The following is a 14,232-nucleotide window of genomic DNA, read 5'->3' as shown; positions in this document are numbered from 1 at the left end:
CGCATGCCGTCTGACAGGAAGCAGATCAAGGACTACATCGAGAGGATGTTCGGGCAGGAAAGCCGGGGCAACCTCGTTGTGTTCGAGCGCGATCAATCGAACACACGGCGGAGGCATGCGGTTTTCCCGTACAGCAATCGGGAAGTCGCCTTCGACTTTTTGGCAGCACAGCCCGAAGGCATTCATCGATACCTCGCGGTAGCGCTTCACGATCACAACGCCGTCGAGAACCAGACGCGACGACAGGACACCGCCTGCGCCGTCGCCTTCCTGGCGCTCGACATTGATCTTGCCACTGGGGTGCACTCAGCCAAGAACCTGCCGGAGAACGAAAAACAAGCGTTCAAGCTGCTGGAGGAAGCGGGCTTGCCTGAGCCCACCTTGACCATCCATTCAGGTGGAGGGCTCTACCCGATATGGCAGTTCGAGCAACCCTTGCTCTTGAAGACGCAGGAAGATCGGAGCCGTGTTGAGCGGCTCTGGTCCGCCTGGAACGAACAGGCTGGGCTGGTCTGGGAGCGACACGGGCTCAAGCTGGACAGGATCGCGGAGCTCGCACGTGTCCTCCGGGTGCCGGGAACGTTCAACCCGAAGACAAAACCGGCCAAGCCTGTCCACATCATGTACGGGGCAAGTGGCCGGACATGGACGCTCGAACAACTGGAAGCCGTCGTCGCGACCCGAATGGCCCCAAGTTCCAACAGTTCGCCCAGCTCTGGCCAGCATACCGTGGCGGACGCGCTCCGAGACGAAATGAGGTCGGGCGACGAAGATGGAGGAAAGGATGCTGCCGGCGCCCTGGCCATGATCACGGCCTGCAGTTTCCTTCGTTCATGCGATGAGAGCAGCGGGCGCCTGACGGAGCCGCAGTGGAAGGACGCTGCGGACATTCTGGCGCACATCCCGCAAGGGCGGCGGTATTTCCACCTGATGTCCTCCCGTGATGACCGCTACTCGTATCAGCAGGCGGAGGACAAGCTGGATCACGCCAGCAAGTATCGCCCGAAGCTCTGCGAGACGATCGCCAAAACAAACTCCGAGTGTGAGGGCTGCCTCTTCCGGGAAGGAAGGGTCATTCGAACACCCGTCGCACTGGCAAAGACCGATCCCGGACTTGCGCCGCTGCAGGGGAAGTACGTGCTCGACACTAAATCGGGTTTGTTCTTCGACGTCTTGAACGGGCGAGACAAGACGAGGGAAGATTTCGATCGCTCCTACACGCGGGACATCCAGAAGAACCGAACGGCAAGCATCGCTTTCCGGAATTCGCGGGTGTCTTGCCTTGCCGACGAGCATGACTTCCTTGTTGGAAATGAAGAGCTCATCGTGGAGGAGAACGGCATCCGCAAGTTGAACACGTGGAAGGATGGAGGGGTGGTTGCCGCGGAAGGAGACGCTTCTCTTTGGCTTGACCATCTGCGCTATCTTCTACCGGGTGACGGTGAGAGGCGTTGGCTGCTTCAATACCTTGCTCACCTCGTTCAGCGGCCGGCCGACAAGATCAAATCGGCGATCCTGCTCCAATCCAAGCAAGGCGTCGGCAAGAACATCCTGGTGCGCGCCATCAAGCGCATGTTTCATGAGAACGATGTCCGCGAGGTGTACGGCGGCATTCTCGGGGAGCGTTGGCAGGCGGAGTTGGGAAACGTTCGTCTGTTGGCTCTCGACGAATTGCAGATCGATGAGCTCAAGACCGCCTACAACCGACTAAAGAGATGGGCCACCGAGGAGACTCAGTCGGTCGAGCGCAAGGGGGTTGATGCGTTCAACGTGAGGACGCCTCGCGGCATCATCATCATGACCAACAGCGATAAGCCGATGGCCATCGAGCATGACGACCGCAGGCTCTTCGTGTGCAAGGTGGAGGCACCGAAGCGGGAAGACGCCTACTACCGCCATCTCAGGAAGGTAGGCCACTCGGACGAGACCGTCGCCGCCTTTAAACACTACCTTCTGAACTTCGACCTCTCCGACTTCGACGCCAATGCTGAGCCGCCGCGAACCGGTGCGAAGGAAGAGTTGATCCGGGCCAGCGCGCCCGTGCTGGAACAGGTTATCGTTGACCTTCGAGAAACTGGCTCTGCGCCGTTCAATCGTCCCGTGTACCTGGCCGAGGACGTGGCCGAGGCGGTTGAAGCGCGAATGAGGAAGACGATCACGGTGCAGCAGATCACCCCAATCCTCAAGAGGCTCGGCGATTGCAAGCGGAGCACGAAGACGTCCGTTCCGCGCCTCGGACGGTCGCCGCGTGGCTATATCTGGGCGTGGCAGGAAGTCGAAAAGTGGATGGACGCTTCGAACGATGACGTCCGGGTTGCCCTGACGGGTAGAGATGCGGATGTCCTGTCATCGGGCCTGATGCCTGCCATCGCGGCCGCTGTCCAGCTGGCCAACTGACCAGGTGCGCGGAGCAAAGGACCATGCAGACTTATATCTCTACCAACCATCACTTTGAAGAAAAAGAGGTTGGACAGTTGGACAGTTGGACACCCAAGGGTATCGCCAAGCACGTCGACATTGAGCACTTTTACACGATGGCCACGACGACAAGCCTACCTCCGTGGCGGCCGATACCATCGCGCCTTGCAGCACGGTTCCTGGGCGCCAGCGTACAGAGTCTCGCGAACTGGCGCCTAAGAGAGGTGGGACCCGCAACCGAACCGATGCGGCGGGGGTATGGCAACCGCATATATTATCGTCCGGACAAGATCGCTGAGTGGCTCTCGGGTGGTAAATGTTCCGATTGGCAGTTCTCGGCGTTGTGGCTCGGCCAGATGGGCATGCCGCTCGACGTGATCAGCGAGGAGGCCGTACAAATACGTATCGCCCAGCTGGAGGCCGTGAACGACCTTTTCCCGGCGGTGAACCGGCTTTGGCGAAATTTCCGTGAAGTCGAGGCGGCCTAGCCCAGTGAAATAATTGTACTAGATGGCCGGGCACTCACTGTTGACTGCTGCCGCCTACAGGCGGCGGCCGACCGGTTGGGTCGAGTCTCTGACCGTGCTGACAAGCCCTACAAGGCCGCGTCGGTGAAGATGGTCAAGTCGCTCAAGCTCATCCAAGCAACGAGCGTCTGGTTCACAATTGTCGTCGTCTCTTGAATGCCGCCACCGGCTCATATCAGTCGAGGTGAACGAAATTGATGATCGAGAGCGGCCCGCCCGGGAACTGGACGAGGCGGCTTTGCTCGATGCCGCCGAGGTCGATCGTCGCGTAGCCGAGCTTGCCGGCCAGATCGGCGACCGTCTTCTTGGCATCCGCATCTTCGCCGGCGATAAAGTGTACCCGCCGACCTCCATCGGTCTTCGGATCCGCCTCGAGCGCATTGGCGACCAGATGATTGAACGCCTTCACGACGCGCGCGCCGGGCGCCCATGTCGCCACCGCCTGCGTCGATGCGCGGCCACCCAAATCGACGGGCTGGTAGGAAGGCACTTCGACCGCGTTGTTGGCGTCGATCAGGATGCGACCGTTCCAGGGGCCGAGGTTTGCCAGCGCGTCTTCCAGCCTATCCCAGTTCACCGCGAGGAAGACGATATCAGCTGCGGCGGCTTGCGCCGCCGTTGTCGCGGTGATGTTCGGGCCGAGTTCCTCGACGAGGTCCTGGAGCGTCTCCGGTCCGCGGCTGTTGGCGATGGACGCCTTGAATCCGGCATTCGCCAGCTTGCGTGCAATGGCGGTACCGATGGCGCCTGCGCCGATGATTCCGATGTTCATTTTATTGGTCCATTCCGACGTTGGATGATTGCGATAGCAGAGAATTAGGCCGGCACGGTTTCTAGCGTTAGTCAGCTCCGAGTTGAATCAGTTTCAAGCATACGTTATGATCGGTCTATGGAAACACTCGCCAATCTGGAGTCCTTCGTGCGCAGTGCAGAAGCAGGCAGCTTCTCGCTCGCCGCCCGTCGGCTGGGGCTCACGCCCGCGGCAGTCAGCCGTAATGTGGCGCAGCTTGAACGCAATCTCGGCGTGCGACTGTTCCAGCGCACCACGCGCGGGCTGACCACGACGGAGACCGGCGATCGTTTTCTTCTTTCGTTGCGCGCTGGTCTCGACGACATCCAGACGGCGATCGCGGACGTCACGCGCAACGCTGGTCAACCGGCAGGGACGCTCAAACTCACTGCGCCGGTGGGGTTCGGCGTCACATACCTGCTGCCGCTGATGCCGGCGTTTCGCGAGCGCTATCCAGCGGTGGTACTCGACTGGACCTTCGACAATCGCCCGCTAGACCTGATCGCGGGCGGTTTCGACGTGGCGATCGGGGCAGGGTTCGACATGCCAGACGGAATGGTCTCGCGCGAACTGACCCGAATCACCCTGATCGCTGTCGGCGCACCCGACCTGTTGCGCGGCCGGACTCTGCCGTCGGACCCCACCGAGTTGGCGCAATGGCCCTGCGTGACGATGCGCTCCCCGCTTAACAATCGCGTGCGGATCTGGATGATGCGGCAAGGCATGACGGAAATGGCCGCCGGGGAAACCCCGGTCATGATTGCCAATGATCCCGATGCGCTCTGCTCCGCCGTCGTCATGGGCATCGGCATTGGACTGGTCGCAGTGCCGCTTGCGAAGCCGCATCTCGAGAGCGGTGCGCTTGTGCGGCTGCTGCCTGAATGGAAGGTCGAGGTGGGGCCGATGTCACTATATTTTGCAGGGCAGAAGCTGTTGCCGGCGAAGACGCGGGCGTTCATCGATTTCGTCTCCGACGCTTTCAAAACAAGGAAGGTTCGTCAGCTGTTTGCAGCAATACCTGGCGACACCGGATAGCGGCGAGCGTTAAGATTAGTCGTGCGTCAGATCGGCCACCCGACGAAGCTTGCACCATTTTGGTACGACGAAACCCTTGGTTGGCCCGTCCGCGCTATTCTGAGCGCCCGGCGATCAGGTCAAGGTCGGCGAGATCGTCTGTTGACGATCGCAAGTCCGCGGCAGCGAGATTCTCCCGCAGATGGTGCGAGAAGATCTTCCCGGTCTTTCAACGAGCTTGGATCATACACCAATAGATCGATGGCCATTTCGATATCGCCAACCTGATCGTCATAGCAAAGGCATCGCAAAGGCCCGGCCTGGGCGTCAAGCCCGGGTGGAATGTTCGGCCAGCCGGTCGACCGGCTTTCGATCTGGGACGATGCGGCAATCTTTCAATTGTCGCGCCTCATCTCTGATTTCGCCGCGAGGGGCATGACCCATTGGGCGAGTACCGCTCGCAGATCATCCGAGATGCCGCGCGGTTTCCGAGTTTCGGTGTCCCCGGCAACGATGGTTAGGTCGGCGATGGCGACGCATTGGATTTGCGCGAAAAGCGCTTGTCTGAAGCGAATTGAGCTCACTCCTACGCGCGCGATTCCGAGCCCCGCATGAACAAGATTTGGCCACGTAAGTTCGGCCAAGTAGTGAATTTCAAAGTGCGCCAACAAAAATTTATATGGCCCGCATTCCCGAATGTCATTGGTGTTCAGGAGTAAACTTCGGTTGGATTCGATAATTGAATTGTAAGCTCCGTTGTTCACGTGACCATTTGCGTCGACATCTGCGAAACGAAGGTCGTGAGTAGTTATCCACCGGTATGTGGAAAGGGGATGGACAGCAGGCTTCACGCCATTGCGCGCAGTCGAAGGCACTCTGCTATATGACAATGTGTCCATATTTCTCCCCTATTCTTCATGAACCGGTCTGCAGAAACGCGCTCTGATTTTCGTCGACCTGCGCCATTCCGATTCTCGTGCTCGGGAATGTTCCGGAAGCCGATCGGTACTGCTGGAAACGCACCTGCCGCAAAGTGAGCATCTACTCAACCAATCGCTGCATTAGAACCTGATAGGCCGCATCAATGTCGGCACACACGGCAATTCTCATGGCTTCTGCGTTCTTGTCCCGCAAAGCCGCGAACATGTCCTGATGATAGGTGTTGGCCGTCGTGTAGGAACCGTGCAGCATGTTGAAATATGGACTGACCTGCAGCCACAGGTCTTTTATTATCTTCAGAAGAATTTCTGACCTTGCCGCCCGGTAGATCGCGAAGTGAAAGGTATAGTTCGCCCGGAGATAAGCCTTTACGTCGCCTGCGCCATTCGCCTCCTCAAGGGCGGCCAGATGGCGCGAGAACTCCGGAATCTCGGTATCGCTGCGCTTCTGCGCAGCCCAGGATGCGGCGATTCCCTCCACTTCAAAGCGGACATTGCGCAAGTCCGTCAGTTGCTTGCGGCTAAGAGCCGGGATGCCGATCGAACGGCCTGAGATCACGGTCAGAGCGTTGGCTGAACTCAGCCGGCGCAGCGCTTCGCGGACCGGCATCGGGCTGACGCCGAACGCATCGGCAAGGCTTTGAACCGTAACCGTTTCCCCAGGCACTATGCTCCCGTCCAGAATGAGCTCCGTGACGTGTCGAAAAACCTGGTCCTGGAGAGTTTCCTTTGAGAGCGGAACGATCTCGACGCCCTCTCTCTTATAAGCACCGTCGACCATTGAGCTCACTTTCCTTTCTGGCGGCTTTCCAGAAACGGCAATGCCGCCTTCCTCCGTGTGCGTCAAGCGAGCTGAAAAGTTCGATTTCTGTTTTCATCGTTGATCTTTGATCAAATGATGATAGGGTCTATTTCGCCGGATGACAAGCGTGGTGTTTGACCATGCTTCTCTGATCTGCGCGCAAAGTAGGGAGGAGTGAACGAGATGGAAATCGGATCAAAAATCCGGCGGCTCGCGCTGCTGGCGGGACTGGGTGCTATTGCGCTCGGATGTGGAACGACGGCGCAGGCGGCCGAGAAATACAAAATTTATTTGAGCATGAGCTATATCGGCAATGACTGGCAGGCGGAGGCGGCCAACATGGTCAAGGCCATGGCTGCGCACAAGAGCCTGGCCGACAAGGTCGATCTGCAGGTCCAGGTCGCGGGTCCCAACGCGCAACGCCAAATTCAGCAGATCAACGCAATGGTGCAAAGCGGCGCCAATGCGATCGTGGTATACCCGATCTCGCCGACCGCGCTCAACCAGGTGGTGAAGAATGCCTGTGACAAGGGCGTCAAGGTGTTTGCATACGACGCCGAGATCACCGAGCCTTGTGCCTACAACGTACACATCGACCAGTTGGAGGCGGGCAGGGTGACCGCCGAATGGCTGGTGAAAAAGCTCAACGGCAAGGGCAACATCATCGCCATCACCGGTGTTCCGGGAACATCCGTCGACGACCAACGTACAAAGGCCGCCAAGGAAGTCTTCGCCAAGTATCCCGACATCAAGATCGTCGGCGAGGCCGTCGGCATGTGGAGCCAGGCGGTCGCCCGCACCGAGTTGTCGAAAATTCTCGCGACCCAAAGTTGGGACAACATCAACGGGTTGTGGATGCAGGTCGGCTGCTTTACCGCCAACTCGATGCAGCTCGAAGCCGGCAAGAAGACCAGCGAACTCCTGCCTTGCGCCGGCGAGGGCTCCAATGGCGGCCGTATCCAGATGCTGCCGGAGGGCACCGAAGTCGAGGGTGCGGCGCCTCCCTATGCACCGGTGGGTGCACAACGCATTTCCTATGCCTCGCCGCCCTATTCCGGGGCGCTGGCGCTGAAGCTCGCCGTGCAGGCGCTTGAAGGCAAGGACGTTCCGAAGCTTACGATCCTGCCGCTGCCGCTCGTCACCAATGAGACGATCAAGCTGTGTGACGAAGGCACCTGGGCGGAGATGAAGGCCGGCTGCAACGCCTTCAAGCCGTCGCTGGTCTCCAATCCCGGCTGGTTCGCTTCGATCTTTTCGGACCAGACGCCTGAGGTCGGCCTCGCCGCCGCTCTCGTGGGTCAGCCAGAGAACTGAGCCCTCCCAAGGCTTGTTCGTTGCGGCGCACGGATGTTTGATCCGTGCGCCGTGCCATCACTTGCAACAATCGGTATTGATGATGTCCAACCCGCAGGTTCCGGCAGTTTCAGTCGACGGCGTCCGCAAGGCGTTCGGCCCGACGGTCGCGCTCGACGGCGTTTCATTCGATATCGCACCAGGTAGCGTTCATGCCCTGCTTGGGGAGAACGGCGCCGGCAAGTCAACGCTGGTCAAATTGCTGTCCGGACTCATGCACCCCAGCGAAGGCCGCTTCCGCATCTTTGGCGAGGACGCCGCGCTCAGTTCGCCGCGCGCTGCCCATGCGCTTGGCGTACAGACAGCGTTTCAGGAAATGACGCTGGTCCGGGACCTAACCGTGCTCGACAACATGCTGCTGCCTTATGCCCCAACGGGTGCAAGCGGGCTCGTCCGGCGCGCCGCAGCACGCAGGAGTGTGCAGCAGCACATAGAGGAATTGGGTTTTTCGGTGGATCTCGATGCGGAGGTGGCGAGCCTCGAGCTATCAGAAAGACAGAAGATAGAGATCGCCCGCGCCGTCTACCGCAAGCCACGCATCCTGTTGCTCGATGAGCCAACGTCGACGCTTGCGGGCCGTGACGTCGACTGGCTCGGCGATATTATCAAGAGGCTCACGAAGGCGGGCACGACGATTGTTTTCATAACCCACCGCATGCGCGAGGTTCGCGCTTTTTGCGATACGCTGACTATCCTGCGCAACGGCCGCCATATCGTGACGGTACCAACGGGCGAGATTTCGGATGCGGACGTCATCGAAAAGATCATCGGCCGCACCATAGAACAAACGTTTCCGCCGAAGCCTGCCTCTGAACAGGCGTTCGGCGCCCCGGTGCTTGGCGCCAGAGACCTGAAGGTCGGGCACAAGCTTGACGGTGTTGGCTTCGATCTGCGCCAGGGCGAGATTCTGGGTATCGCCGGGCTCCAGGGCATGGGGCAGCAGGATCTGTTTCTTGCCTGCTTCGGCATGGCCGAGATCGAGCGCGGTGGGGTGCTGGTGGACGGCCGCAAGGTATGGCTCGGCTCGCCAGCTGACGCACTAAGGCCGAACATGGCGATCGGCCTTGTGCCGGAAGACCGCAAATCGGAAGGTCTGTTCCTGAAACTGAGTGGGCGGCAGAACGCTTCGTTACCAGTCGTGTCGCGGTTCACGAAAATGGGCCTGATCGACGGCCGGACGGAGACGGCGGCGGTCCATTCCGCCTTCTCGACCGTCGAGGTTGACGGTCGAGCGCTATGGACGCGTGCGGGCGCCTTCTCGGGCGGCAATCAGCAGAAGATCGCCATCGCCAAATGGCTGGTCGCCGAAAGCCGCATTCTGCTTCTCTTCGACCCGACCCGGGGGATCGACGTCGGCACCAAGCACGAGCTCTACGTGATGATGCGCAACTACGTCGCCGCAGGCGGCTCGATCCTGCTGCACTCGACCGAAATCCCGGAACTTGTTCATCAATGCGACCGAGTGCTCGTGCTTTACGAGGGCCGCGTTGCCGCCGAACTTGAGGGGGATGAGATCACCGAACCGGCCATCATGCGGCCCGCGCTTGGGCATGGCCAAGTCGAGGACGTGGCGGCATGAGCGCTTTGACCGCTTCCGCATCGCGCGGCATTGGCGTCGGCCGTTGGGTGACGCGAAATCGCGGTGCGCTGATCGCGGTCGCGGTGTTTGCAGTGCTTCTATTCATCGTCGATTTCATCAGCGCTGGCCCGCTCACCTATTTCGACATCTCGTTCCTGTCGAGCGGCGGAGCCGCCTCGGCGATCGCCGCCATCGGCCAAACGATCGTCGTCCTGTCAGGCGGCTTCGACCTGTCGGCCGGTGCCGTCATTTCGCTGGTCAATGTCGTGCTGGCGTCCAGCATGGATCCGATGGCGCCGACCGCCAGCGTTGTACTGTGGACTGCGGTCGGCATCGCCATTGGCATGGGCGTTGGCGCCTTCAACGGCTTCTTCATCGCAGTGCTGCGCATGCAGCCGATCGTGGTGACGCTGTCGACCATGTTCATTCTGCAGGGCGTCACCTTGCTGGTCATGGACAAACCCGGCGGGATCGTCGGACCCGACCTCGGCGCCTTCTATCTCGGCGATGCGATTACCGGCTTTCTGCCGATGCCGCTGGTGGTGATCGCAGTGGTGCTCCTGGCTTGGCTTTGGCTTAAGGGAACGCGTTTCGGTACGGCTCTTTATGCTGTTGGCAGCGACCCGGATGTCGCTACTTCAGTAGGCGTTCGTGTCGTTCTCGTGCGCTTCATGGTCTATGTCATTGCCGGCGGCTGCTATGGCCTTGCCGGCGTGTTCATCAGCGCCCAGACTGGCAGTGGCGACCCGCTGGTCGGCAATCCTCTACTGCTCTCCATGTTCGCGGCCGTGGTCGTCGGTGGCACGCGGCTCGGCGGTGGGCAAGGTGGCCCTGTAGGAACGGCGTTCGGCGCCTTCATCCTGATGATGGTCGTCAACATCCTTCTTGTTCTCAACGTCTCGGCCTACTATGCGACCATCGCAGAAGGCACGATCCTGATCCTTGCCGTTCTCGCTGGCGCGATCTCGCATGGCTCCGTACTGGCAATACAGTTCCGCGCGGCGCGCGCCCGGCTCGCCGCGTGGCGGGCCGGCATGCTGCCATCGCAACTCGATAGCGTCGACCGGCGGTTGCGGATCGCCGGGCCGATCGGCGCCCGTGACGCAGCTCCCCGCCCGGCTTTTCACATCCGCAATGCCGAAATCCTGCGTTTCGCGCTGCCCGCTTATGTCTGCTTGCTGATCGTCGTTGTGGTCACGCAAATCTGGCTCGGACGCGCCATTCTCAATCCCGGCTATTGGAACTCGCTGCTGGTGCTGTCGTCGTTCCTGGCTGTGCTGGCGCTGGGGCAGGGCACGGTGATCCTGACCGGCGGTCTCGACCTGTCCGTGCCGTGGACGATCGGCATATCCGGCATCATCCTGACCGGCATGGTCAACGGCTCGGACGCCGCGCTGGTCTATGCGATGCCGGTCGTACTGCTGATAGCCTGCGCCATCGGCTTCGCCAACGGCGTCGGCATTGTCTATCTCGGCATCTCGCCGATCGTCATGACCCTCGCCACCAATGGCATCCTCCAAGGTTTTGCGCTGCTCTATTCGCAGGGAACACCGGCCGGCTTTTCCTCACCGATGCTGCGCTGGTTCATGACCGGCAAATTGCTTGGCTTCACACCCGTCATATTCTTCATGGTCGTCTTCGTGGCCGTCTCGGTGACGCTGCTCGGCCGCACCGCTTTCGGCCGCCGAGTCTACGGCATCGGCAACGGCCTGCGCGCCGCGCGGCTGTCCGGCATCGCGGTCGAGCGCACGCTGATCCTGGTCTACATGCTGTCGGCCGTCTGCGCGGCCGTGGTCGGCATCATGTTGACCGGCTTTTCGGGCCAGGCGAGCCTCGGCATGGGCGACGACTATCTGTTGCCATCGATCGCTGTGGTGGTGGTCGGCGGTGCGCTGATCACCGGCGGACGCGGCCACTATCTCGGCATGCTTGGCGGGGTGCTGTTGCTGACGGCGCTGCAGATGCTGCTGGCCGGCACCACGCTTCCCTACGCCACAAGGGCAATTCTTTACGGGCTGGTCGTTCTCGGCGCCGTCATGGCGCTGCGCGAACGGCGGCTGCAATGACAAGGACAGGACCATGAGCGCAAGCGCACCGGCATCGGCGGACGAATTTCTGGGCGGGCTGAAAGGCCAGCGCGTGCTGGTGACGGCGGGCGCCGGCGGCATTGGTTTTGCCATAGCCGAGACGCTGTCGCGGCTCGGCGCGCGCATCGTCGTCTGCGACGTTTCCGACGAGGCGCTGGCCGCCGCGCCCGGCAAGATCGACCTGGTGGCGGCAGTCAAGGCCGACGTTTCGCGCGACGATGAGGTCGACCGCCTGTTCGAAGCGGTCGAGAAAGAACTCGGCGGGCTCGACGCGCTAATCAACAATGCCGGCATTGCCGGGCCGACTGGCGGCGTCGATGAGATCGACCCGGCTGACTGGCGGCGCTGCATCGACATTTGCCTGACCGGCCAGTTCCTGTGCGCCCGGCGGGCCGTGCCGCTGATCAAGGCTGCGGGTGGCGGCTCGATCGTCTCGATGTCGTCAGCGGCGGGGCGCCACGGCTACGCGTTCCGCACGCCCTATTCGGCGGCCAAGTTCGGCGTCATTGGTTTTACCCAGAGCCTCGCCAAGGAGCTAGGGCCGCACGGCATCAGGGTCAACGCCATCCTGCCCGGCATCATCGAAGGACCGCGTATAGAAGGCGTCATCGCGGCGCGCGCCAAGCAGGTCGGTGTCAGCCATGAGGAGATGACGGATCGCTACCTGCAAAACATTTCGCTGCGCCGCATGACCAGCCCCTACGACGTTGCCGCCATGGTGGCGTTCCTGCTTTCCGACGCCGGCATCAACATTTCTGGCCAATCGCTGGGTGTCGACGGCAATGTTGAAACTCTGTGAGTCAAGGTTCATGGAAATAACCACAATCATCGGCAGCGGCTTTATCGGGCGTGGTTGGGCAATCAGCTTTGCTCGGGCTGGACATCAGGTCAAAATGTGGGATCAGTCGCCGGAGGCGGCTGAGGCGGCGCGATCCTATATCGCCGGAGTGTTGGACGATCTTGCCGCCAATGACTTGCTGCGTGGCCAGTCGCCGGGCGACATCCTAGCACGGTTTTCGATTTCATCGGATCTTGGCGAGGCCTTAAGCGGCGCCACTCACATCCAGGAAAACACACCGGAAAACCTCGGTATCAAGCGAGAGGTTTTCGCCCAAATAGATGCGCTTGCCGGCCCGCAAGCAGTTATCGCAAGTTCCACCTCAGCGTTGCTGCCTTCAAAATTTACCGATCATCTGAAGGGGCGTCACCGCTGCCTGGTGGTGCATCCGATCAATCCGCCATACCTCATTCCGGCGGCGGAAATTGTACCAGCCCCGTGGACCTCTGCCGATGCAGTGGAAAGAACGCGGCTGTTCCTTATTTCGGCCGGTCATGCGCCGTTGATCATGAAGCGTGAACTCGACGGCTTCATTATGAACCGCTTGCAGGGCGCGCTGCTAGAGGAAGCTTTCCGGCTTGTCGCTGACGGCTATGCCAGCGTCGAAGATGTCGATATCGGCATCCGAGACGGGCTGGCGCTGCGCTGGTCGTTCATGGGTCCTTTCGAGACGATCGATCTCAATGCGCCCGGCGGCGTACGAGATTACGTCGACCGCTACCAGACGATCTATTCGAACATCTTCCCGCAGATGCTGCGCCGAGTCGACTGGGCGGGCGAAGTTATGGAAACCGTGGAAGCCGACCGCCGCAAGCGCCTGCAGCAAAAAGACCTCGCCGGCCGCCAGGTTTGGCGCGATCGCAGGTTGATGGCGCTGGCCGCCCATAAAAGAAAGTCTGACGAGGAATTTGGCAAATGAGTGAAACGACACGCAAATCGAGCGGCGCGACCAACAGGGGAAAGGTGATCATCACCTGTGCCATTACCGGCGCAATCCATACCCCGACCATGTCGCCCTATCTACCGATCACGCCCGACCAGATCGCCTCGGAGGCGATCGCAGCGGCTGAAGCCGGGGCCGCGATCCTGCATCTGCATGCGCGTGACCCGGAGACGGGAAAGCCGGACCAGACGCCGGAGGCCTTTGCCCGCTTTCTGCCGCGCATCAAGCAAGCCACCAATGCCGCCATCAACATCACCACCGGGGGCAGCCCGTTTATGAAGGTTGAGGAGCGCGTGCGACCGGCTGCCCTCTTCAAACCGGAAGTGGCTTCCCTTAACATCGGTTCGATCAATTTCGGTCTCTATCATCTCGCCGAAAAATACGAGACCTTCAAGTTCGACTGGGAAAAGCCGCATCTGGAAGCGACGCGCGACCTCGTCTTCCGCAACTCTTTCAAGGATATCGAATACATTCTGGCGACTTGCTACGACAATGGCACGCGCTTCGAATTCGAGTGCTACGACATCGCCCACCTCTACAATCTCGCTCACTTCGCCGACCGCGGTTTGGTGAAGCCGCCGTTCTTCGTGCAGTCGGTCTTCGGGCTGCTCGGCGGCATCGGTACGCATCCCGAAGACGTCGCCCATATGAAGCGCACCGCCGATCGGCTGTTCGGCGACCAGTTCCGCTGGTCGGTGCTCGGCGCTGGCGCCAGCCAGTTGCGCATCGCCGCGCAGTCGGCCGCCCTTGGCGGCAACATCCGGGTCGGTCTTGAAGACAGTCTGTGGGCCGGCAAGGGCAAGCTGGCGAAATCCAACGCCGAGCAGGTCGTGCTTGCCCGCAAGATCATCGAGGGACTGGGGCTTGAGGTGGCGACACCTGACGACGCACGCGAGATCCTCGAGTTGAAGGGCGCCGACAAGGTTGCGTTCTAGAGCAACGG

At 60.8% G+C, this 14,232-nt stretch carries 12 protein-coding genes; 9 read left to right on the top strand and 3 right to left on the bottom strand.

Annotated elements, in window-relative coordinates; genetic code table 11:
* The first annotated feature begins 3 nt into the window (after nucleotides 1-3).
* Both AC1DVW_RS09800 and AC1DVW_RS09795 read left to right on the top strand, forming a co-directional pair.
* Nucleotides 4-2,397: a primase-helicase family protein gene (locus AC1DVW_RS09800; RefSeq protein WP_477322725.1), complete on the top strand. Its 2,394-nt coding sequence runs from the start codon at nucleotides 4-6 to the stop codon at nucleotides 2,395-2,397.
* Between the two features lie 23 nt (nucleotides 2,398-2,420).
* Complete coding sequence (locus AC1DVW_RS09795) at nucleotides 2,421-2,906, top strand: hypothetical protein (RefSeq protein WP_477322723.1); 486 nt, start codon at nucleotides 2,421-2,423, stop codon at nucleotides 2,904-2,906.
* A gap of 214 nt (nucleotides 2,907-3,120) precedes the next feature.
* Here the strand turns inward: AC1DVW_RS09795 and AC1DVW_RS09790 are convergent, their stop codons facing one another.
* A complete protein-coding gene (locus AC1DVW_RS09790) occupies nucleotides 3,121-3,762 on the bottom strand; it encodes an NADPH-dependent F420 reductase (protein ID WP_477323318.1) in 642 nt (213 codons plus the stop codon).
* Nucleotides 3,763-3,834: 72 nt separating this feature from the next.
* Between AC1DVW_RS09790 and AC1DVW_RS09785 the strand changes: the two genes are divergently transcribed.
* Nucleotides 3,835-4,770, top strand: a complete 936-nt coding sequence (locus tag AC1DVW_RS09785) for a LysR family transcriptional regulator (RefSeq protein WP_477322721.1) — start codon at nucleotides 3,835-3,837, stop codon at nucleotides 4,768-4,770.
* Between the two features lie 374 nt (nucleotides 4,771-5,144).
* Here AC1DVW_RS09785 and AC1DVW_RS09780 read toward each other — a convergent pair whose 3' ends face one another.
* Both AC1DVW_RS09780 and AC1DVW_RS09775 read right to left on the bottom strand, forming a co-directional pair.
* Nucleotides 5,145-5,648, bottom strand: coding sequence for an acyl-CoA thioesterase (locus AC1DVW_RS09780; RefSeq protein ID WP_477322719.1), 504 nt, complete (start codon nucleotides 5,646-5,648; stop codon nucleotides 5,145-5,147).
* A 142-nt stretch (nucleotides 5,649-5,790) separates the two neighbouring features.
* Nucleotides 5,791-6,468, bottom strand: a complete 678-nt coding sequence (locus AC1DVW_RS09775) for a GntR family transcriptional regulator (protein ID WP_477322717.1) — start codon at nucleotides 6,466-6,468, stop codon at nucleotides 5,791-5,793.
* A gap of 204 nt (nucleotides 6,469-6,672) precedes the next feature.
* On the opposite strand from AC1DVW_RS09775, the gene AC1DVW_RS09770 reads away from it, so the two are divergent.
* The 6 genes from AC1DVW_RS09770 (at nucleotide 6,673) to kce (ending at nucleotide 14,224) form a co-directional block, all read left to right on the top strand.
* The gene (locus AC1DVW_RS09770; RefSeq protein ID WP_477322715.1) at nucleotides 6,673-7,803 is read left to right on the top strand and encodes a sugar ABC transporter substrate-binding protein; all 1,131 of its coding nucleotides are present in this window, start codon (nucleotides 6,673-6,675) and stop codon (nucleotides 7,801-7,803) included.
* A 79-nt stretch (nucleotides 7,804-7,882) separates the two neighbouring features.
* Nucleotides 7,883-9,421 (top strand): sugar ABC transporter ATP-binding protein, encoded by a 1,539-nt coding sequence (locus tag AC1DVW_RS09765; RefSeq protein WP_477323316.1) that lies wholly within the window; start codon nucleotides 7,883-7,885, stop codon nucleotides 9,419-9,421.
* Nucleotides 9,418-11,487 carry an ABC transporter permease gene (locus AC1DVW_RS09760; RefSeq protein WP_477322713.1) on the top strand — a complete coding sequence of 690 codons (2,070 nt, stop codon included), beginning with the start codon at nucleotides 9,418-9,420 and terminating at the stop codon, nucleotides 11,485-11,487. The genes AC1DVW_RS09765 and AC1DVW_RS09760 overlap by 4 nt, the downstream gene beginning before the upstream one ends.
* A 13-nt stretch (nucleotides 11,488-11,500) precedes the next feature.
* Nucleotides 11,501-12,307, top strand: a complete 807-nt coding sequence (locus AC1DVW_RS09755) for an SDR family oxidoreductase (RefSeq protein ID WP_477322711.1) — start codon at nucleotides 11,501-11,503, stop codon at nucleotides 12,305-12,307.
* 10 nt (nucleotides 12,308-12,317) lie between these two features.
* Complete coding sequence (locus AC1DVW_RS09750; protein WP_477322709.1) at nucleotides 12,318-13,265, top strand: 3-hydroxyacyl-CoA dehydrogenase; 948 nt, start codon at nucleotides 12,318-12,320, stop codon at nucleotides 13,263-13,265.
* On the top strand, nucleotides 13,262-14,224 hold the full coding sequence (gene kce, locus AC1DVW_RS09745; RefSeq protein WP_477322707.1) for a 3,5-dioxohexanoate:acetyl-CoA acetone transferase: 963 nt from the start codon (nucleotides 13,262-13,264) through the stop codon (nucleotides 14,222-14,224). The genes AC1DVW_RS09750 and kce overlap by 4 nt, the downstream gene beginning before the upstream one ends.
* Nucleotides 14,225-14,232: the final 8 nt, after the last annotated feature.

The sequence above is a fragment of the Mesorhizobium sp. P3_B5 genome (assembly GCF_056402815.1).
Note: the sequence above shows the minus strand (reverse complement) of the source record. Positions and strands in the feature narration are given on the sequence as shown.